Source organism: Burkholderia sp. TSV86 (assembly GCF_001522865.1).
Classification (GTDB): domain Bacteria; phylum Pseudomonadota; class Gammaproteobacteria; order Burkholderiales; family Burkholderiaceae; genus Burkholderia.
Window position 1 is genome coordinate 1 of sequence record NZ_LOWB01000036.1, and the last position, 20,518, is coordinate 20,518.

Below are 20,518 nucleotides of genomic sequence, written 5' to 3' on the forward strand. Positions count from 1 at the left end.
CCCGCCTGCGCCGCGCCGCGGCGAACCTGTTCGCCGCGGCGCGGTCGAATTCACCGCCGTATCCCGTTTCGCCCCGATCCACAAGGCATCCGGACGAACAGTTATACTTGAACGTCGTTCGCTCGTCCCGTTGCTCCCGCGACAGCCAAGCGCTTTCCGATCGTACCCAACTCTATGCGTATGAAATTGAAGAACATCGGCCTGATTGCCGCGGGCCTCGCAACCGGCGTCTTCGCGACGCTGCAGATTTCCGCGTCGGCCGAGCAGGCCGCAACGCCGGTCGCCGCGCCGCTGCCGCTCGATCAGTTGCGCCTCTTCGCCGAGGTGTTCGGGCAAATCAAGCGCGAATACGTCGAGCCCGTCGACGACAAAAAGCTGCTGACCGCCGCGATCAAGGGCATGGTATCGAGCCTCGATCCGCATTCGTCGTTTCTCGACAAGACCGATTACCAGGAATTGCAGGAACAGACGAAGGGCCGCTTCGCCGGCCTCGGCATCGAAATCTCGCAGGAAGACGGGCTCGTCAAGGTGAGCTCGCCGATCGAGGATACCCCCGCGTTCCGCGCCGGCATCCGCCCCGGCGACCTGATCACGCGCATCAACGATCGCCCGGTGCGCGGCATAACGCTCGACAAGGCCGTCAAGCAGATGCGCGGCGAACCGGGCACGAAGGTCACGCTGACGATCTTCCGCAAAAGCGACGATCGCACGTTCCCCGTCACGGTCACGCGCGCGATCATCAAGGTGCAGAGCGTGAAGGCGAAGCTGCTCGATCAGGGCTACGCGTATGTGCGCATCACGAGCTTCCAGGAGCGCACGACGCCCGATCTCGCCGCCAAGCTCGAGGACATCGCGCGCCAGCAGCCGAATCTGAAGGGCCTGATTCTCGATCTGCGCAACAACGGCGGCGGTCTGCTGCAAAGCGCGGTCGGCGTCGCGGGCGCGTTCCTGCCGCCGGATTCCGTCGTCGTGTCGACCAACGGCCAGATCCCCGATTCGAAGCAGGTCTACCGCGACAATTTCGACAACTACCGCCTGCCGACATTCGACACCGATCCGCTGAAGAATCTGCCGGCGATCTACAAGACCGTGCCGATGATCGTGCTGACCAACGCGTACTCGGCGTCGGCCTCGGAGATCGTCGCGGGCGCGTTGCAGGACGCGCACCGCGCGACCATCATGGGCAAGGCGACGTTCGGCAAAGGCTCGGTGCAGACAGTGCGGCCGATGACGGCGGACAGCGCGCTGCGCCTGACGACCGCGTACTACTACACGCCGAGCGGCCGCTCGATCCAGAACAAGGGCATCGTGCCGGATATCCCGGTCGATCAATTCGCGGACGGCGATCCGGACGACGCGCTCGTCACGCGCGAGGTCGATTACACGAACCATCTCGCGAACACGCAGGACCCGAACGAAAAGAAGGAACTCGAGGAACGCGAACAGCGCCGGATGGAGCAACTGCGCATTCTTGAGGAGCAGAACGACAAGAAGACGCCTGAAGAGCGGCAGAAGGATCGCGACCGCAAGCCGGTGGAATTCGGCAGCGCCGACGATTTCATGATGCAGCAAGCGCTCAACAAGCTCGAAGGCAAGCCGTTCCAGCAATCGAAGATGCTCGCCGCCGATAGCGCGGCCTCGAAGGACACGGCCGGCAAGACGGCGGCTTCGGCGGCGAAGGGCGCGTCGGCGGCCAAGGCGGCACCGAAAACGGCGCCCAAGCCCGCGTCGGCGCCACAGTAAGCCGCAGCGTGTAAGCGTCCGGCTCGCGCACGGGCCATCGCGGCAAGCCGCCGCGATGGCCCGTTTTCTTTGCGCGCCTAAAATAAGCCCACACCGATTCTCCGCCCTCGCGCCCGCTCACCATGAATGACGATCAACTTCTGCGCTACTCGCGCCACATCCTCGTCGACGAAATCGGTATCGAAGCGCAGCAGCGCTTTCTCGATGCGCACGCGCTTGTCGTCGGCGCGGGCGGCCTCGGTTCACCCGCGGCGATGTATCTTGCCGCGGCGGGCGTCGGCACGATCACGATCGTCGACGCCGACACGGTCGATCTGACGAACCTGCAGCGGCAAATCCTGCACGCGACGGGGTCGGTTGGCCGCAGGAAGGTCGAATCGGCGCGCGACACGCTCGCACGCCTGAATCCCGACGTAAAGGTGAACGCGCTCGCCGAGCGCGTTGACGATGCATGGCTAGAGGCGCACGCCCCGCGCGCGAGCGTCGTGCTCGACTGCACCGACAATTTCGCGACCCGCCACGCGATCAACCGCGTCTGCGTCGCGCACCGCGTGCCGCTCGTCAGCGGCGCGGCGCTGCGTTTCGACGGGCAGATCAGCACGTTCGACTTCCGCGATCCGGGCTCGCCGTGCTACGCGTGCGTGTTCCCGGAGGACCAGCCGTTCGAGGAGGTGGCATGCGCGACGATGGGCGTGTTCGCGCCGACGGTCGGCATCATCGGCACGATGCAGGCGGCCGAGGCGCTGCGCGTGATCGGCAATATCGGCACGACGCTCACCGGCCGGCTGATGATGCTCGATTCGCTGCGCATGGAATGGAATACGATGAGAATCGCGCGGCAGCCGGATTGCGCGGTATGCGGCGCGGGCGGCACGCACTGACGCGGGCCGCGCGTCGCCACGGCGATCAGCGCACGCAAGCGCGCCGACGCAACGCAAACAACGCGGCACGCCGCGCACGCTTTGGCGCATTGGGCGATAACGACGCTGCCGCAACGAAGCCGGCGCGGCACGCCTATGCCGACACAGCCAACGCAGACAGTCAACCGTCCGGCGATCGCCCGCGGTCATCTCGGCAACCGCCACCATCGGCCACCATCGCGGTAATCACGATACTCGCCGATACTCGCAGCGATCAGATCACGCCGAAGCCCGACGAGCGTCCGTCACGCACACGACGCCTACGCCATGCACGCCCACGCTCAAGCCGCGACATCCGCCTTCGGCTCCGCGCTCGCGAGCCGCTGCAACGCCGCCTGCACCTCCTCCGGCTCGAATGCCGCGAGCACATCCGCGGTCGGCTTCTCGAGCGCCTTCAGATGCGCACGCAGGATCTCCTGCTTGACGACGAGCAACTGGCTCGGATGCATCGAGAACTCGGTGAGCCCCATGCCGAGCAGCAGCCGCGTGAGCGCCGGATCGCCCGCCATCTCACCGCACACCGATACCGGCACGCCCGCGCGCTTGGCCTCGCGCAGCGTGAAGGCGATCAGATGCAGCACCGCCGGATGCAACGGGTCGTACAAATGGGCGACCGCGTTGTCCGCGCGATCGATCGCGAGCGTGTACTGAATCAGATCGTTCGTGCCGATCGACAGGAAATCGAAGCGCTTCAGGAACAACGGCAGCGCGATCGCCGCGGCCGGAATCTCAATCATCGCGCCGACGCGCACGTTCGGATCGTAGGCCAGCCCCGCCGCATCGAGTTGGCGCTTCGCCTCGTTGATGAGGTCGAGCGTCTGATCGATCTCTTGCGCGTGCGCGAGCATCGGCACCAGGATCTTCACCTGCCCGAACGCCGATGCGCGCAGCATCGCGCGCAACTGCGTGAGGAACATCTGCGGCTCCGACAAGCTCCAGCGGATCGCACGCAGGCCGAGCGCCGGGTTCGGCGCGGTCTCGTAGCCTTCGTCGTGCGCGTCGAGCGGCTTGTCCGCACCGACGTCGATCGTGCGGATCGTCACGGGCTTGCCATGCATCAGTTCGACCGCGCGCTTGTACGCGGCGAACTGCTCCTCTTCCTCCGGCATCTGGTTCTTGTGATTCATGAACAGAAACTCGGAGCGGAACAGACCGACGCCGACCGCGCCCGCATCGACGGCCGCTTTCGCGTCGTCGGGCAGCTCGATGTTCGCGAGCAGGTCGATTTTCGCGCCGCACAGCGTGAGCGCCGGCGAGAACTTCAGCCGCTGCAGCTTGCGCTGCTCGAGCGCCTTTTCCGATTGCCGGTACGAATACTCTTCAAGCACGATCGGCGCCGGATCGACGATCACGATCCCGGCGTCGCCGTCGACGATGATGAGATCGTCCTGGCGAATCAGTGCGCTCGCGTGCTGAACGCCGACCGCGGCCGGAATGCCGAGGCTGCGCGCGACGATCGCCGTATGCGACGTGCGCCCGCCGAGATCGGTGACGAATGCCTGAAACGACTGCGTCTTGAACTGCATCATGTCGGCGGGCGCGATATCGTGCGCGACGACGATCATCTCGTCGCGGCTCTTCGCCGCCTTGTCGAGCGCCTGCGCGGCCGACGGCGCGCCCGCCAGCGCTTTCAGCACCCGCTCGACCACTTGTTCGATATCGGCCTTGCGCTCGCGCAGATATTCGTCCTCGATATCGTCGAAGTGGCTCGCGAGCACGTCGAGTTGCTCGGTCAACGCCCATTCGACGTTATAGCGGCGGGTGCGGATCAGATCGATCGTTTCCTGCACGAGCATCGCGTCGCCGAGGATCATCGCGTGCACGTCGATGAACGCGGCCACTTCGCTCGGCGTATCGTGAGTCAGGTCGGCGCGCAGCGCATCGAGTTCGCCGCGCACGGCGCCCAGCGCCGCCCGAAAGCGCGCCACCTCGGCGTCAATCTGATCGGCTTCGATCAGATAATGCGCGACGTCGAGCGCCGCCGGCGCGATCAGATACGCGCGTCCGATCGCGATACCTCTTGAAACGGGAATGCCCTGCAGCGTGAAGGACACGCGCACCTCCTAAAGACGTGAGCCGCGACGCACCGTCGCGATGCGCTTATGACCCCGGCTGACGATTATAAATTCCACACCCCGCGCGCGGCTGCATGCGGCGCAACATGACAGCCGGTTAAGTACGCCAGAAACGAACGCATGGCGAAAAAAATGCCGCGGCGGCGCGCGGCATCTTTTCGAAATAATGCAGCGGCTGGCCGGCCGGTTACTGACCTTCGCCGAATTTGTCGGCGATCAATTTAAGCAGTGCGTCCATCGCCTCTTTCTCGTCCGGCCCGTCCGTCTCGATCGTCACCGTGCTGCCGATCCCGGCAGCCAGCATCATCACGCCCATGATGCTCTTCGCGTTGATCCGGCGACCGTTGCGCGTCATCCAGACTTCCGACTGAAAATTGCCTGCGAGCTGCGTGAGCTTGGCCGACGCGCGCGCATGGAGCCCCAATTTATTGACGATGGTCGTTTCTTGTTGAAGCATGGTGTTCCAATGAGGTCAAAACGAGCTTGCGGCCTGCCAGCCAGCCGCACGGTGCGATTGCCGCGAGCCGCTCAATGCGGCTCTTCGGCGCGCGCTTTCGGTTCAGGCGGAATCGGCGCGCATTCGCCGCAGCCGAACGTGCCCGACCGCGGCGGCGGCGTGCCCGCCGCGATTTCGTGGATTCCCTTCGTCGAGCCGGCGAGCGCCTTGTCGACGAGCGTATCGAGCGGCGTCGTGCGGTAGCAGACCGCGCGCACCAGCATTGGCAGATTGACGCCCGCCAACACTCTGACGCCGTCGACCTTCGCGAGTTGCCCTGCAATGTTCGCGGGCGTCGCGCCGTACATGTCGGTCAGCACGAGCACGCCGTTGTCTTCCTTCAGGCGCGCAAGCTCCGCATGCGCGAACGCCATGACCTGGACCGGGTCGCTGCTTGGCTGCACGTCGATGCAACCGATGCGCGCGGGCAGCCCGCCGTAGATGTGCACGATACAGTCCCGCAACGCGGCAGCGAGCGGCGCATGCGCAATGATCAGAATGCCTGCCATGTCAACCTCCGCCGAACCGCCATCCACCGCCCCGAAACGAATTCCGTCGACGAAAAAGAGCTGGCCGCCCTTTGCAGGCGCGGCGAACGAAGTAAGCGTGAGGGTCGTTTCATATCAGCCTTACAACGAGTTCGGCCCGACCGCCGGGCCTCGCGCACAATAACGTGCCGGCGAGCGGGCATTGTAGCAGGCCGGTCGACCATGCCGGCGGCGATGGACCTGCGCGTGCGCCGCCGGACCGAGGGTGCCAAAACAGACGCTAGCGAGCCGCCTGCTCCAGCGCGTCGACAAACATCGACGCAACGTCGAACCCCGTCTGATCCATGATTTCCCGAAAGCAAGTCGGGCTCGTGACATTCACTTCGGTCAACGCATCGCCGATCACGTCCAGGCCGACGAGCAGCAGCCCGCGCGCCGCGAGCACCGGTGCGAGCGCGGTCGCGATCTCGCGGTCGCGCGCGCCGAGCGGCTGCGCGACGCCGACGCCGCCCGCCGCCAGATTGCCGCGCACCTCGTTGCCCTGCGGAATCCGCGCGAGCGAATACGGCACCGGCTCGCCGCCGATCAGCAGGATCCGCTTGTCGCCCGCGCTGATCTCCGGAATGAATTTCTGCGCCATCACGGTGCGCGCGCCGTCGTGCGTCAGCATCTCGATGATCGAGCCGAGATTCATTCCGTCCGGTTTCACACGGAACACGCCCATGCCGCCCATGCCGTCGAGCGGCTTGATGATCACGTCGCCATGCTCGGCGTGGAACGCGCGCAGCCGGGCAGCGTCGCGCGTGACGAGCGACGGCGCGACGAACTGCGCGAACTCGCCGATCGCGAGCTTCTCCGAATGGTCGCGAATCGCCTGCGGCCGGTTGAATACGCGCGCGCCCGCACGCTCGGCGAGTTCGAGCAACCATGTCGACGTCACGTACTCCATGTCGAACGGCGGATCCTTGCGCATCAAGATCGCACCGAACGACGGCAGCGCGCGCGCCTCGCGCGCGCCCGCTTCGTACCAGCGCTCGCGATGCAAATCGGCCGTCTCGCCAACGATCGTCACGCGATACACGTCCGCCTCGACGCCCGCGCCGGTCCATGCGAGCGCGCGCGGCTCGCACGCATACACCGCGTGCCCGCGCCGCGCCGCCTCCGCGATCATCGCGTAGGTCGAATCCTTGTAGATCTTGAAGCGCTCGAGCGGGTCGGCGATAAAGAGAATGTCCATGCGTACCTGATGCGGAAAAGGCGGCGTCACACCTGGATGGCTTCCGGGTCAGTCTTCTCGAGTTCGACCGACGACGCGATGAGCGCAAGCCGCGCGACGACGCCATACATATAGAAGCGGTTCGGCGGCGCCACGCCCGGCTTCGCGTGCGTATCCGGCAGCGCCGTGTGTTCGAAGCCGAGCGGCACGTAATGCATGCCGGGCGCGTTCAAATTCTGGTCGCGATCGCGCGCGCCATGTGTGCGATAGAACCCGCCCACGACATAACGGTCGATCATGTAGACGACCGGCTCGGCCACCTCGTCGCCGATCCGCTCGAACGTATACACGCCCTCCTGCACAATCACGTCGCGCACCGGCACGCCTGCCTTCGATTCGGCCATTTTCACGCGCTCGGGCTTCGACAGCCGGCCGATCTCCGCCGCGTCGTGCACGGTCATCACGCCACGGCCCGCCGTGCCCGCGTCGGCCTTCACGACAACATACGGCCGCTCGCCGATTCCGTACTCGCGGTACTTGCGCGCGATCTTCTTGAGCACCGCGTCGATCGCTTCGGCAAGCGCATCGCCGCCGCTGGGCGCGTGCCAGTCGACGCCCTCGACGGGCGCGAAATACGGATTGAGCATCCACGGATCGACGCCGACCATCTTCGCGAATTTCTTCGCGACGTCGTCATAGCACGAAAAGTGCGTCGACTTGCGGCGCACCGCCCAGCCGGCATGCAGCGGCGGCAGCAGATACTGCTCGTGCAGATTTTCCAGCACGCCCGGAATGCCCGCCGACAGATCGTTGTTCAGCAGGATCGAGCACGGATCGAAATTCTTCAGGCCAAGGCGGCGCGGCGTGCGCTCGAGCGGCTCGAGCACGATCCGCTGGCCGTCGGCGAGCGTGATCGGCGTGATGTCGACGATGCTTGGATCGAGCGAGCCGAAACGCACGTTCAGGCCCGCCTGGCGCATGATCGTCGCGAGGCGCGCGACGTTCTCGAGGTAATACGCATTGCGCGTCGGCAGCTCGGGAATCACGAGCAACCCCTTCGCGTCCGGGCAGATTTTCTCGATCGCCGCCATCGCCGCCTGCACCGCAAGCGGCAACACTTCGGCAGGCAGATTGTTGAAGCCGCCCGGAAAGAGGTTCGCATCGACAGGCGCGAGCTTGAAGCCCGCATTGCGCAAATCGACCGAGCAATAAAACGGCGGCGTGTGCTCCTGCCATTCGAGCCTGAACCAGCGTTCGATCGCAGGCGTGGCGTCGAGGATCTTACGCTCGAGTTCGAGCAGCGGGCCATTTAACGCCGTAACGAGATGGGGAACCATGTGTGACTCGCGGACGGGAGAAAAAAGATTGTAGAGCAATTGCCTGCCGCATTTGGGGATTGTTCCCGCAAACACAAGATATGACCGAATGTTTGTCGCTATTAACCTGATTGAGTGCAGGGGTATGCCTAATACCGTATCCGCAAGCGCGCCGGGCGGCGCGAAAAGCAGGCCGCGGCCCCGAAAAAAAACCCGCCGGAAGGCGGGTCGAAATCGCTGCGCTCATACTGGTGCATGCGGCGGCCAAGGTGCATACGATTGGCCGCCGCCGGCCCGGAACATTTGGCCGCGCCGGTCAATCATTCGACGTGCTCGCCGTGCAGAATCACGTCGAGCCCTTCGCGCTCCTCCTCCTCGGTCACCCGCAAGCCGATGACGAGATCGATGAGCTTCAGCAGGATAAAGCTGACGATGCCGCTGTAGACCAGCGTAATCGCGACGCCCTTCGCTTGCAGCAGCAGGCTGCCGTCCGCGCCGCCGATATCCTTCACCGCGAACACGCCCGTCAGCAAAGCGCCGAGAATGCCGCCGACGCCGTGCACGCCGAACGCATCGAGCGAATCGTCGTAGCCGAGCTTCGACTTGAGCCACGTTGCCGACCAGAAGCAGACGACGCCCGCCGCGACGCCGATCGCGAGCGCCCCCGCGACGCCGACGAAGCCGGCGGCCGGCGTGATCGCCACGAGCCCCGCCACCGCACCCGACACGATGCCGAGCACCGACGGCTTGCCCTTGGCGATCCACTCCGCGAACATCCAGCCAAGCGCCGCGCACGCGGTGGCCACTTGCGTCGTCAGCATCGCGAAACCGGCGCGGCCGTCGGCCGCGACCGCCGAGCCGGCATTGAAGCCGAACCAGCCGACCCACAGCATCGAGCCGCCGATCAACGTCAGCACGAGGTTGTGCGGCGGCATCGCCTCACGGCCGTAGCCGACGCGCTTGCCGAGCACGAGACACGACACGAGGCCCGCAATGCCCGCATTGATGTGCACGACCGTGCCGCCCGCGAAGTCGAGCACGCCGTCCGACGACAGCCAGCCGGTCGGCTCCCAGACCATATGCGCCACCGGCACGTAGACGATCAGCGACCAGAGCGTCATGAACACGAGCATCGCCGAGAACTTCATCCGGTCGGCGAACGCGCCGCAAATGAGCGCCGGCGTGATGATCGCAAACGTCATCTGATAAACGAAGTAGACGCTTTCCGGAATCGTCGTCGCGAGGTGGCTTACCGTCAGCGTCGTCGCCTTGTCGCCGCGGATGTAGTTCATGCCCGACAGGAACACCCGCGACAAGCCGCCGATGAAGCCGCTGCCGGGCGTGAACGCGAGGCTGTAACCGACCACGGTCCACAGCACCGTGACGATCGCCGTGATCGCGAAGCTCTGCATCACCGTCGCGAGCACGTTCTTCTTGCGGACCATACCGCCGTAAAAAAGGGCCAGCCCTGGGATCGTCATGAACAATACGAGTGCGGTCGACGTCAGCATCCACGCGGTGTCGCCCGCGCTGATCTTCGACGCATCGACCGAGAACGGCGCGGCGGGCGCGGCCGGGGCGGCGGCGGAGCTTGCCGGCGCGGCGCTCGCGGATGCGGCGTCGGTCGCGGCAGCCGCAGCGCTCGCCGGCGCGCCGGATGCGGCGGCCGCCGACGCTGCATCGTCGGCCATCGCGGCGCCGATGCCGGCCGCGAGCAGCGAGCCGGCCATCAGCAGGGACATCAGAATCTTGCGCATCTTGGTTTTCCTCTTGTCGTTCGTATGTCTCGTGTCGTTGAAATCAAAGGGCGTCGGCGCCCGTCTCCCCAGTGCGAATCCGAATCACCTGCTCGATCGACGTGACGAAGATCTTGCCGTCGCCGATCTTGCCCGTGCGCGCCGCCCGCTCGATCGCCTCGACTGCCTGTTCGACGAGATCCTCCGGCACGGCGGCCTCGATCTTCATCTTCGGCAGGAAATCGACGACGTATTCGGCCCCGCGATACAGCTCGGTGTGCCCCTTCTGGCGGCCAAACCCTTTGACCTCTGTCACCGTGATGCCCGAAACGCCCAGGGCCGACAGGGCCTCACGCGTCTCATCGAGCTTGAACGGCTTGATGATTGCAGTAATCAGTTTCATGAAGTCCTCTCGCTATGTGGTTGCCCATCGCCGCTGCAATGTGTAGCGGAATATCCTCAGCAACTCGCATGCCATGTCGGCAAGCGCCGTGTTGCCAGACTTTCAGGCGGATTTCGACGATGCGCGCGGGCGCCGCGCCGGCGCATCCCGCCCCTGGCCGAACGGCCAACGTGGACATGGTTGGCTGGCGTACCGAAAGGAAGGTTGTTAGAGTGCTTGCACGTCCGGCGCACGGCGAACGCGGGTTTCGCGCTCGAATGCCCGGAAAACGGGCCCGCGCACGCACCAACTTCGATCATGTGCATTTCGCGGGCACGAACGCAACTGCAGTTGCACATTTTTTGTGCATTCAGAAGGGGAACACCATGAAGCAACCCAGCGACGTTTTCAACGACCTGCAATCGCGCATTGGCGATCTGCTGAAAAACTCGCCGGTCAAGGATGTCGAACGCAACGTGAAGGCCGTGCTTTCGCAAGGCTTCTCGAAGCTCGATCTCGTCACCCGCGAGGAGTTCGACACGCAGTCGCAAGTGCTCGCCCGCACCCGCGCGCGGCTCGAAGAACTCGAAAAGCGCGTCGCCGAACTCGAGCGCAAGCTGACCGAGGCCTGATATCGAAGTACGCCGCCGCTCGCCCGAGCGGCGGCTGAGCAGTCGCAAAATTCGCGCATCGCCGACAAACGCGCATCGAAATCGTTCGTAAACACCAGAAACCGGGGCGGCGCCGATCACCAATCGGCGCCGCCCGTCCGGTCGACGAGGAGTCCGATCATGTCGCTTGCCGTGGTGCGCAGCCGCGCGCCGGCTGCCGGCCGTGCGCCGGAAGTCACCGTAGAAGTCCATCTCGCCAACGGGTTGCCGTCGTTCTCGATCGTCGGGTTGCCCGATCTCGAAGTTCGCGAAAGCCGCGAACGCGTGCGCGCCGCGCTGTCGAACTGCGGCTTCGAATTCCCGGTGCGGCGCATTACCGTCAATCTCGCGCCCGCCGATCTGCCGAAGGAGTCGGGCCGCTTCGATCTGCCGATCGCGCTCGGCATCCTCGCTGCAAGCCAGCAGCTTCCGGCCGGCGCGCTCGAGCATCGCGAATTCGCGGGCGAGCTGTCGCTCACCGGCGCGCTACGGCCGATGCGGGGCGCATTCGCAATGGCATGCGGCACCGCGCGCGGCGAACAGCCGGACGCGCCTGAGCCTGCGGCGAGCACGGCGTCGGAATCCGCGCAGACCGGGGATGCGCTGGCTGCAGTGGCAATACCGGCCGGCATTACGGCGGTCGGAATACCAGCGGCCGGCTCGGCATTGGCCGCGCCCATATCGGCCGGATTTGTGCCGGCGTCCCCGTCGCGAACCTGCTGGAGCATCCCGGAACTCTATCTGCCGCTGCCGAGCGCGGCCGAAGCGGCGCTCGTGCCGGGCGTCACTGTCTACGGGGCGGCCGACCTGCGGGCACTATGCGCACATCTTGCCGGTATGCCGGACGCCAGGCTGTCGCCTATCGCCGCGCCCCGGCTCGACGAGTTGCCCGATGCGAGCGCGCCGGATCTCGCCGACGTGATCGGCCAGTGCGCCGCGAAGCGCGCGCTCGAAGTCGCCGCGGCGGGCGGCCATCACATGCTGATGATCGGCCCGCCGGGGGCGGGCAAATCGATGCTGGCCGCGCGGTTGCCCGGCTTGCTGCCGCCGTTGACCGACGACGAGGCGCTGACGTCGGCAGCCATCCTTTCGTCGAGCCGCGCGGGTTTCTCGCCCGCGCAGTGGCGGCGGCGCCCGTTTCGTGCACCGCATCACTCGTCGAGCCCAGCCGCGCTCGTCGGCGGCCGCAATCCGCCTCAACCGGGCGAAATCACGCTCGCGCATCTCGGCGTGCTGTTTCTCGATGAACTGCCCGAATTCGATCGGAACGTGCTCGAGACGCTGCGCGAGCCGCTCGAAGCAGGGCACATCACGATCTCGCGCGCCGCGCTGCAGGCGGATTTCCCCGCCGCGTGCCAGCTCATCGCCGCAATGAATCCGTGCCCGTGCGGCTGGCGCGGCGATCCATCAGGCCGCTGCCGCTGTTCGCCGGACGCCGCCGCGCGTTATCTGCGCAAATTGTCCGGGCCGCTCGTCGACCGGATCGACATCCAGATCGAGCTTCCCGCACTGACGCCCGCTGAACTCGCCGAGCGTTCGCCCGCGACGCGCGAGCCAAGTGCGGCGGTGGCGGAGCGCGTCGCGCGGGCGCGCGAGCGTCAATTCGCGCGCCAACGCAAGACCAACCACCTGCTGACCGGCCGGGAAACCGATGCGTTCTGCCGCCCGGACAGCGCGGGCGAAACGCTACTGCGCGAGGCGGGCGAGCGCTTCGGCTGGTCGGCGCGCGCGTATTACCGGGTGCTGAGGGTCGCGCGCACGATCGCGGATCTGGCGGGCGACGATTCGGCAAATTCGGGACATATCGCTGAGGCGATTCGGTATCGGCGAGCTTTTTCGCCTGGTTGAGGCCCCACATCAGCTTGCGATTACCGCGGCCGGTTCGTATTGCCGGCAGGCATCACAGCAAAAATTTCGATGTCAAGACTTGACTTATGCACAATTGCCGACATCCGGGGGGTATGCCGCGCATGCCAGCCATCACTTGAAGCTCCTTCTACAATGCATTGATTTATATATGTTTTTTTGGGTGCCAAGATTCCGGGCAAACTAACTGAAAGACGCTCTGGCGGGCGTTTGCCGAGCGCTCGTCAAACTTTTCAACATAGTTATCCACAGTCTCTGTGGGTAACCGAAAAAACCCCGTAAAATCCGCCGACTAGCCACCATTCTTGCGAAGGAACTTTCAGTCCGAAGCTCACTCTTAGGGCCCCGATTTGCCGGTTCAATCGAGCTTCAACGAGCCGAAAAATTGTTCGCGCGGCTCATCGGGCAGCGGCGCATCGGAGATCGCGACCGCCTGATAGACATGCCGGCCACGCGCAACGAAGCGCGCGATTACAGTTTTCGGGGCGAGCGCATCGCTGCCCGATTCCGGCGTCCCACTCATCCTCAGCTCAGTGCCCGCGGCCTGCCCGCCCGCCGCGAGCGGCACGAGCACCGCCCGCTCGGCCGGCTGCGCGCGAAGGTTGCGTGCCAAACCGGCACGCAGGTAGTCCAGCACGGCATGCTGGGTTGCATCGCGATCGTCCGGCAGCATGACCGTGCCGACCGCGAATACCGCTCCGCCGACGTGCGCCGCCTGCATCCGCATCTTCATCGGCACGCCAGCGATGGTGATCGCATGTTCGTCGGCAGTGGGTTTCGCGGGCAGATCGATCGTGTAGCCCGCATCGCTGTGTAGCGTGCGCCAGTCATAAGCGGGCGAGCACGCGGCAAGCGCGGCGAGCACCCCCAGTACGACCGCCGCGCGACGCGCGCGGGCGGAAAACGGGGCGCGCAAACGTCCCGGCCGGGGACACGGGCGGGCGAGATGAAAACCAATACGGATCATGGGCGGAAAAGGGCAATCCGAACGACTGCCTCGAAATCGAATCAGCAGAAAAATAGGCCGCGTTATTATCGCCGGATGCGCATCGCTCGGCGCTTGATGTCCGATGGCGCGCCTCGGCCTTCGGCCGCGACCGGTGCCGGCCGTTGCCATCGGCCACTGCCACTGCCGCCACCATCGCCATCGCCCCCCGCCGATTGACGGTACAATACGCGCCGTTCCATTCGTCAGTCACCACGCAGCACGACCGGCGTGCATTCGCCGGCATCCGAGAGGTTCCGCAGATGAGTCCCGCTCCCGCCAATCGCCGCAGTCCTTTGCGCTTCGTCGCGATCGCTGTTGCCGCCGTCGCCATCGGCATCGCCGGCTATTTCGCGGTCAACGGCAAGTCGAGCGCGCCCGAGGCGACGTTCACGCTGCTGTCCGGCCAAAAGCTTTCCACCGATGCTGATCTGAAAGGTAAGGTCTATCTCGTCAATTTTTGGGCGACGAGCTGCGAGACTTGCATGAAGGAAATGCCGCAGATGGTCGACACGTACAACCGCTTCAAGGGCAAGGGTGTCGAATTCGTCGCGGTGGCGATGAACTACGATCCGCCGATGTACGTCGCGAACTACACGCAAACGCGTCAGTTGCCGTTCAAAGTCGCACTCGACGACGGCAGCGTCGCGAAACAGTTCGGCAACGTCCAGCTCACGCCGACGACCTTCGTGATCGGCAAGGACGGCAAGATCCTGAAGCGCTACGTCGGCGCGCCGCAGTTCGCGGAACTCGACGCACTGCTGCAAAAGGCTCTCGACGCCTGAGCGGCGGCCCACGAGTCGCCAAAGAGCCGCCGCGATCCGCCGGGGGAGCGCCGCGATCCGCCGGGGGAGAATAGCGGCCGCTGGCCGATGCACGCAGATCGACGCGAAATTTGCCGATTGGCAGGCAGCGGCGAAATCTGGCGAGACTGGACGACACCCCGCCCCAGATAAATCGAGCGGCATCGCACATCTACCGCCGTGCGCGGTGCGCTTGCCCACGCGGCAGATTGCGCGGCACGCTTTCACCGAAGCGGACTTCCGAATCGAAAAGCGCCGTTATCTCGCGCGCAAAAACGTTCGCGCCATGACGTATTTCCGCCGCCCTGCGTGGCCGGCGCCGGCTTTCAAAAAGCGCCGCGCGCCGCCGTCGGCGCGTGAACCTGGGCGGGCGCGCATCAACGCTCCGTGTCGCCTTTCGCCGACAGCCCGTAGCGCTTCATCTTCTCGTAGAGCGTCGCCTTGCCGACGTGCAGTTTGTCGGCCGTCGCGGCGACGACGCCTCCGGTGCGATTCAACGTCTCGGCGATCACCGCGCGTTCGAACTGCTCGACCCGCTCCTTCAGCGACTGCTCGGCATCGCGTCCGTCTTCCGCGTGAGTGCCGCTCGCGATGTCTTCGGTGACGCCGAGCACGAAGCGATCAGCCGCGTTGCGCAGCTCGCGCACGTTACCGGGCCAATCGCGCTGCATCAGGTCCGCGCGCTGGCGGTCGGTGAGCAGCGGCGCAGGCCGGCCATAGCGCACGGCCGCATCGAGCATGAAATGCTCGAACAGCGGCACGATGTCCTCGCGGCGCTCGGCAAGCGGCGGCAGCGCGATCGTCACGACGTTCAGCCGGTACAGCAGATCGCGCCGGAACGTGCCCGCCGCGACGTGCTCGCTCATATCGCCCTTTGCCGCGGCAACGACGCGGCAATCGACACGAATCGGCTGATTCGAGCCGAGCCGTTCGAGCACGCCGTCTTGCAGCACGCGCAGCAGTTTCACCTGCAACGCGAGCGGCATGCTTTCGATCTCGTCGAGAAACAGCGTGCCGCCCGACGCATATTCGAGCTTGCCGATCCGCCGCTTCGCCGCGCCAGTGAACGCGCCGGGCTCGTAGCCGAACATCTCCGATTCGAACATCGGTTCCGGCAGCGCGCCGCAGTTGACCGCGATGAACGGCTTGTCGCGGCGCGGCGACAGCTCATGCAGGCTGCGCGCGATCAGCTCCTTGCCCGCGCCGGTATCGCCGTTGATGAGCACGGACGCGTCGGTCGGCGCGATGTTCGCGATCAGCCGCCTCACCTGCTCGATCGCGGGGCTGCGGCCGATGATGCGCGGCGCGACGACGCCCTGCCCCGCCAGTTCGCGCCGCAGCGCGTGATTTTCGAGTACGAGCGCGCGGCGTTCGAGCGCGCGGCGCACCGATTCGGTCAACCGCTCGGTCGCGAACGGCTTCTCGATGAAGTCATACGCGCCGTCGCGCATCGCCTGCACGGCCATCGAGATGTCGCCATGCCCGGTGACCAGCACGACGGGCACGTCATGCCCGCGCTCGCGGCATTGCGCGAGCAGATCGAGGCCGCTCGCGCCGGGCAGGCGGATGTCGGACACGATCACGCCGGCCGCATCGCCCGCGATCGCCTTGTCGGCTGCTTCGACCGAGCCGAACCCGGCGACGTCGAACCCGGCGAGTTGCAGGCTCTGCACGCTCGCGCGGCGCACGAGTTCGTCGTCTTCGATATAGATCACTTGCAGGCGGTTCGCCATCTCGTCACCCAATGATGCTTTTGGTTCCCGCCGCTCAGCGCGCGGCGAAAGTGTCCGGATGATGCGTGCGCACGCGGCGCAGCGTCAAGACGAACTCCGCGCCGCCCGCTAACGCGTTGCGCGCGGCAAGCGAGCCGCCCGCGTCGCGCGCGATCGACGACGAGATCGCCAGGCCGAGCCCGAGCCCGCGCCCCATTTCCTTCGTCGTGAAAAACGGCTCGAACAGCCGCGCGAGCAATTCCGGCGCGATGCCGGGCCCGTTGTCGCGCACGATGATCGAAAGCGCGTCGGCGCTCGCGTCGACCGTGATGTCGATGCGCGGCTCGGCTACGTTTGCAACCGCGTCGAGCGCGTTGCCGAGCAGGTTGATCAGCACCTGCTCGAGCCGCAGATCCTCGCAGTGCGCGACGAGCGACGGATGATCAAGCGCGGGATCGAAGCGCACGGTCTCGGCGGGGCCGCGCGTCGCATCGCGCAGCGTGAGCGCAAGTTCGACGCCCGCCAGCCGCTCCTTGAGCAGCGACATCACGTTGCGCAGCGCGCGCGCGACGTGCGCCGCTTCGTTGCGCGGCCGCGCGCGGCCGACGAACAGCTTGAGCTGATTGGTGATTTTGCCCATTCGCTCGGTGAGCGCCGCGATCGCCTCGAGATTCTCGCGCGCGGCCGCCTGTTCGCCGCGTTCGAGCAGCACGCGCGTGTTGTCCGAGAAACTGCGCAGCGCGGCAAGCGGCTGGTTCAGTTCATGCGTGATGCCCGCGGCCATCTGGCCGAGCGCGGCGAGTTTGCTCGCCTGAACCAGCTCGTCGTGCGCGGCGCGCAACTCCTGCTCGGCGCGAATGCGCTCGCCCACTTCCGTCTGCAGCCGCGCATTGGCCTGCGACAGATCCGCCGTGCGTTCCTCGACGCGCCGGTTCAGCTCCGCATACGCGCTTTGCAACAGCACGCGGCCGCGCATCATCTCGTTGACGCGCGCGCGGCGCATCCGCCAGTAGAACCCGAGCAGGCACAGCGACACGAAACCGAATGCGGTGACGATCGTCGCGTTGAACGCGTCGGCGTCGACGCTCGCGAGCGGCGCGAGCGTGACGAGTTGCCAATCGGGTTCGCCGAGTTGCCGGCGCGTCGCGAGATAGCGCGGCGCGCGCCGGCCCGCGGCGAAGCTGCCCGAGGCCGGCACGCCGGGCGCGTCGAAGGCGGCGGCGAATCCGGCCGGGCTCGCCCCATTGCTTGCGGAATCGGCCGGACCGAGCCGGATAATCTGCGCATCCGGGCCAAGCTCCCGTTCGACGCGAATCGGCAGCGGCGTCACCGGAAACCGGGCGTACTGGCGCGTCTGCTGGATCGAGGCCGCGACGGGCGCCGGCAACGGCTTGAGCGTGTGGTATTTCCATGCGCTCACCGACGACAGGAAGATCACGCCATGATCGTCGGCGACGATCAGCGGCTCCGACGCATCCGCCCCCTGAAACCATTCGAGATTGAGCTTGACGACCGCGACGCCGATGATCCTGCCGTTGCGGCGCACCGGCTGCGAGATGTAGTAGCCGGGATCGCGCGAGATCGTGCCGATCCCGAAGAAACGGCCAGTGCCGCCCTTGACCGCCTCGACGAAATACGGACGGAACCGGTAGTCGATGCCGGCGAAGCTGTCCGGGCCGCGCCAATTGCTCGCGGCAACGCACAGACCGTCGGCGGTGATCACGTAGGATGCCGTCGCGTGCGCGTGGCGGTTCATGTCTTCGAGATACCGGTTCGCGCGATTCACATAGCGGCGGTTGCCCGGCGCCGCGAGCACGTCCTGCACGAACGGATGGCCGCCGAGCAGATAGGGAAGCGATTCGTAGCGGTCGAGCGTGCTCTTCAGTGCGTTCGTCGTGCGGTCGACGCGCGCCGCCGCATTACGCCGCAAGTCGTCGACGCCGCGCTGCCACGTGAGAGTCCATGTGAGCGCACACGCCGCCGCGAGCATCGCGGCGAGCGCGAAAACGACGATCAGGCGGCGCTTCACGGTGGCGTCTTCCGGGCGGTAGGAATCGGTTATTGTGGCATAGCGGCCGCGCCGGAGCGCTGCGCCGCGCAATCGCGCCGCATCGGACGGGCCGGGCTCGGCAGCATTACGTCCGACGGCGCGGCACTCGAGCGGCGCTGCGCCGCGCCGGCCGGGCTCGGTCTGGCCCGTCGATGCAACCGCGCTCGCGCCGCGTATGCCCGGCTCGAGCCGCCGTTGGCCAAGCGCGCACGTGTCGGCCCGCGTCGATTCAGCGCCGCCCGCGCCGTCGCAAGCCCGCTCGCCCCCATCAGGCCGGCCTTCGCACGGCGGCGCAGGCGCCGCCGGACGCCCCGCCGCCTCGCCGCGCACGTCAGACCTGCGCGGTCTCGCCTGCCGCCTCTTGGCCGTGCCCGGACAGCGCCGCCTGCAGCTTCGCGCGGTCCAGTTCCTTTTCCCACGCGGATACGACGACCGTCGCAACACCATTGCCGACGATGTTCGTCAACGCGCGGCACTCGCTCATGAAGCGATCGATGCCAAGAATCAGCACCATGCCCGACAGCGGAATAGTCGGCACCACGGCGAGCGTTGCGGCAAGCGTGATGAAACCCGCGCCCGTCACGCCGCTCGCGCCCTTCGACGTCAGCATCGCGACCGCGAGCAGAGTGAGCTGCTGCATCCACGTCAGCTCGATGTTGGTCGCCTGCGCGATGAACAGCACGGCCATCGTCATGTAGATGTTGGTGCCGTCGAGATTGAACGAATAGCCGGTCGGCACGACGAGGCCGACGACCGAGCGCGAGCAGCCGGCTTTCTCGAGCTTCTCCATCAGTTGCGGCAGCGCCGCTTCGGACGAACTCGTGCCAAGCACGATCAGCAGTTCTTCCTTGATGTAGCCGATGAAACGGATAATCGAGAAACCGGTGAAACGCGCAACCGCGCCGAGCACGACAAGCACGAATACGACCGACGTCAGGTAGAACGTGCCGATCAGCTTCAACAGCGGCACGAGCGAGCCGACGCCGTATTTGCCGATCGTGAACGCCATTGCGCCGAACGCGCCGATCGGCGCGAGCTTGGTGACGATATGGACGATGCCGAACAGCACGCGGGTGATGCCGTCGATGAAATCGGTGACCGCGCGGCCGCGCTCGCCGAGATGCGCGAGCACGCTGCCGAACAGCAGCGCGATCAGCAGGATCTGCAGGATCTCGCCTTGTGCGAACGCGTCGACCATCGTGTTCGGGATGATGTGCAGCAGGAAATCGACCGTCGACTGGCCGTGCGCCTTCGCCGCATACGACGCCACTTCCTTGCCGTTGAGCGTTGCCGGATCGATGTTGAAGCCGGCGCCCGGGCGCAGCAGGTGCGTGGCCGCGAGACCGAGCACGAGCGCGAAGGTCGACACGATCTCGAAGTAAAGCAGCGCCTTGCCGCCGACGCGCCCGACCTTCTTCATGTCCTGCATCCCGGCGATGCCGGTGACGACCGTGCAGAAGATGATCGGCCCGATCACCATCTTGATCAGCTTGATGAAGCCGTCGCCGAGCGGCTTCATGTCGATCGCGAGCGACGGATAGTAGTGGCCGAGGATCACGCCGACGACGATGGCGAAAATCACCTGCACATAAAGCACTTTATAGAAAGGTTTCTTCACGATGGTTCCGCAGAAGGGAGGATGAATCGGGAACGGGTGGCGTCACGCGCGCGGGCGAATGTCAGGGGAACGCCATTCGCCCGCGCGGCTGCCGTGCCGCAACAAGCGGTGGCCTCAGGAAATCCTGGGGGGATGGATGGCAGTGGTCATCGATTGTCTCCTTGTCGGCCAGAGTTAGTGCTTCAGCACTTACTCTGGCCCCATGCCGAGGTTGGTTGGAGTCGGCGCTTCAGCGCTTACTCCAACCCCACGGCGGTCGGCCAGAATCAGCACTTCAGCACTTACTCTGGCCCCATGCCGAGGTTGGTTGGAGTCGGCGCTTCAGCGCTTACTCCAACCCCACGGCGGTCGGCCAGAGTTAGTGCTTCAGCACTTACTCCTACCCATTCAAAGTTACTGTATTTATCGGGCCAAGAGCGGCCGTGACGACATTTAGAGCAAGGTCGATGCCAGCTTGAAATT

At 65.8% G+C, this 20,518-nt stretch carries 16 protein-coding genes; 5 read left to right on the forward strand and 11 right to left on the reverse strand.

All coding sequences use genetic code 11. The annotated features are described in order from the left end of the window. Positions 1 to 174 precede the first annotated feature (174 nt). The gene (locus WS68_RS06220) at positions 175 to 1,743 is read left to right on the forward strand and encodes a S41 family peptidase (RefSeq protein ID WP_059569971.1); all 1,569 of its coding nucleotides are present in this window, start codon (positions 175 to 177) and stop codon (positions 1,741 to 1,743) included. A gap of 122 nt (positions 1,744 to 1,865) precedes the next feature. Further along, complete coding sequence (locus WS68_RS06225) at positions 1,866 to 2,624, forward strand: HesA/MoeB/ThiF family protein (protein WP_059569972.1); 759 nt, start codon at positions 1,866 to 1,868, stop codon at positions 2,622 to 2,624. Positions 2,625 to 2,944: 320 nt separating this feature from the next. Here WS68_RS06225 and ptsP read toward each other — a convergent pair whose 3' ends face one another. From ptsP to WS68_RS06260, 7 genes are all read right to left on the reverse strand, one after another. Next, the gene (gene ptsP / locus WS68_RS06230) at positions 2,945 to 4,717 is read right to left on the reverse strand and encodes a phosphoenolpyruvate--protein phosphotransferase (protein WP_059570005.1); all 1,773 of its coding nucleotides are present in this window, start codon (positions 4,715 to 4,717) and stop codon (positions 2,945 to 2,947) included. Positions 4,718 to 4,925: 208 nt separating this feature from the next. Further along, on the reverse strand, positions 4,926 to 5,195 hold the full coding sequence (locus tag WS68_RS06235; RefSeq protein ID WP_059517671.1) for an HPr family phosphocarrier protein: 270 nt from the start codon (positions 5,193 to 5,195) through the stop codon (positions 4,926 to 4,928). A 71-nt stretch (positions 5,196 to 5,266) separates the two neighbouring features. Then, positions 5,267 to 5,743 (reverse strand): PTS sugar transporter subunit IIA, encoded by a 477-nt coding sequence (locus WS68_RS06240; RefSeq protein WP_059569973.1) that lies wholly within the window; start codon positions 5,741 to 5,743, stop codon positions 5,267 to 5,269. Between the two features lie 259 nt (positions 5,744 to 6,002). Further along, a complete protein-coding gene (gene gshB / locus WS68_RS06245) occupies positions 6,003 to 6,959 on the reverse strand; it encodes a glutathione synthase (protein ID WP_059569974.1) in 957 nt (318 codons plus the stop codon). 26 nt (positions 6,960 to 6,985) lie between these two features. Beyond that, complete coding sequence (gshA, locus tag WS68_RS06250) at positions 6,986 to 8,275, reverse strand: glutamate--cysteine ligase (protein ID WP_059569975.1); 1,290 nt, start codon at positions 8,273 to 8,275, stop codon at positions 6,986 to 6,988. A 299-nt stretch (positions 8,276 to 8,574) separates the two neighbouring features. Continuing rightward, complete coding sequence (locus WS68_RS06255) at positions 8,575 to 10,011, reverse strand: ammonium transporter (RefSeq protein WP_059569976.1); 1,437 nt, start codon at positions 10,009 to 10,011, stop codon at positions 8,575 to 8,577. 43 nt (positions 10,012 to 10,054) lie between these two features. After that, positions 10,055 to 10,393, reverse strand: a complete 339-nt coding sequence (locus tag WS68_RS06260; protein WP_059569977.1) for a P-II family nitrogen regulator — start codon at positions 10,391 to 10,393, stop codon at positions 10,055 to 10,057. Positions 10,394 to 10,758: 365 nt separating this feature from the next. Here WS68_RS06260 and WS68_RS06265 point away from each other — a divergent pair, with 365 nt between their 5' ends. Both WS68_RS06265 and WS68_RS06270 read left to right on the forward strand, forming a co-directional pair. Then, positions 10,759 to 11,004, forward strand: a complete 246-nt coding sequence (locus WS68_RS06265; RefSeq protein ID WP_059518016.1) for an accessory factor UbiK family protein — start codon at positions 10,759 to 10,761, stop codon at positions 11,002 to 11,004. A gap of 159 nt (positions 11,005 to 11,163) precedes the next feature. Then, positions 11,164 to 12,870 carry a YifB family Mg chelatase-like AAA ATPase gene (locus tag WS68_RS06270; protein WP_059569978.1) on the forward strand — a complete coding sequence of 569 codons (1,707 nt, stop codon included), beginning with the start codon at positions 11,164 to 11,166 and terminating at the stop codon, positions 12,868 to 12,870. A 376-nt stretch (positions 12,871 to 13,246) separates the two neighbouring features. Here the strand turns inward: WS68_RS06270 and WS68_RS06275 are convergent, their stop codons facing one another. Further along, positions 13,247 to 13,855, reverse strand: coding sequence for a hypothetical protein (locus tag WS68_RS06275; RefSeq protein ID WP_442857148.1), 609 nt, complete (start codon positions 13,853 to 13,855; stop codon positions 13,247 to 13,249). A gap of 281 nt (positions 13,856 to 14,136) precedes the next feature. On the opposite strand from WS68_RS06275, the gene WS68_RS06280 reads away from it, so the two are divergent. After that, positions 14,137 to 14,658, forward strand: coding sequence for a TlpA disulfide reductase family protein (locus WS68_RS06280; protein WP_059570006.1), 522 nt, complete (start codon positions 14,137 to 14,139; stop codon positions 14,656 to 14,658). A gap of 395 nt (positions 14,659 to 15,053) precedes the next feature. On the opposite strand, the gene WS68_RS06290 is transcribed toward WS68_RS06280, so the two are convergent. The 3 genes from WS68_RS06290 to WS68_RS06300 all read right to left on the reverse strand — a co-directional run bounded on the left by WS68_RS06290 (position 15,054) and on the right by WS68_RS06300 (position 20,059). After that, on the reverse strand, positions 15,054 to 16,409 hold the full coding sequence (locus tag WS68_RS06290) for a sigma-54-dependent transcriptional regulator (protein WP_059569981.1): 1,356 nt from the start codon (positions 16,407 to 16,409) through the stop codon (positions 15,054 to 15,056). 34 nt (positions 16,410 to 16,443) lie between these two features. Continuing rightward, positions 16,444 to 18,489: a sensor histidine kinase gene (locus WS68_RS06295; protein ID WP_059570007.1), complete on the reverse strand. Its 2,046-nt coding sequence runs from the start codon at positions 18,487 to 18,489 to the stop codon at positions 16,444 to 16,446. Between the two features lie 280 nt (positions 18,490 to 18,769). After that, positions 18,770 to 20,059 (reverse strand): dicarboxylate/amino acid:cation symporter, encoded by a 1,290-nt coding sequence (locus WS68_RS06300; RefSeq protein WP_059569982.1) that lies wholly within the window; start codon positions 20,057 to 20,059, stop codon positions 18,770 to 18,772. Between the last annotated feature and the right edge of the window lie 459 nt (positions 20,060 to 20,518).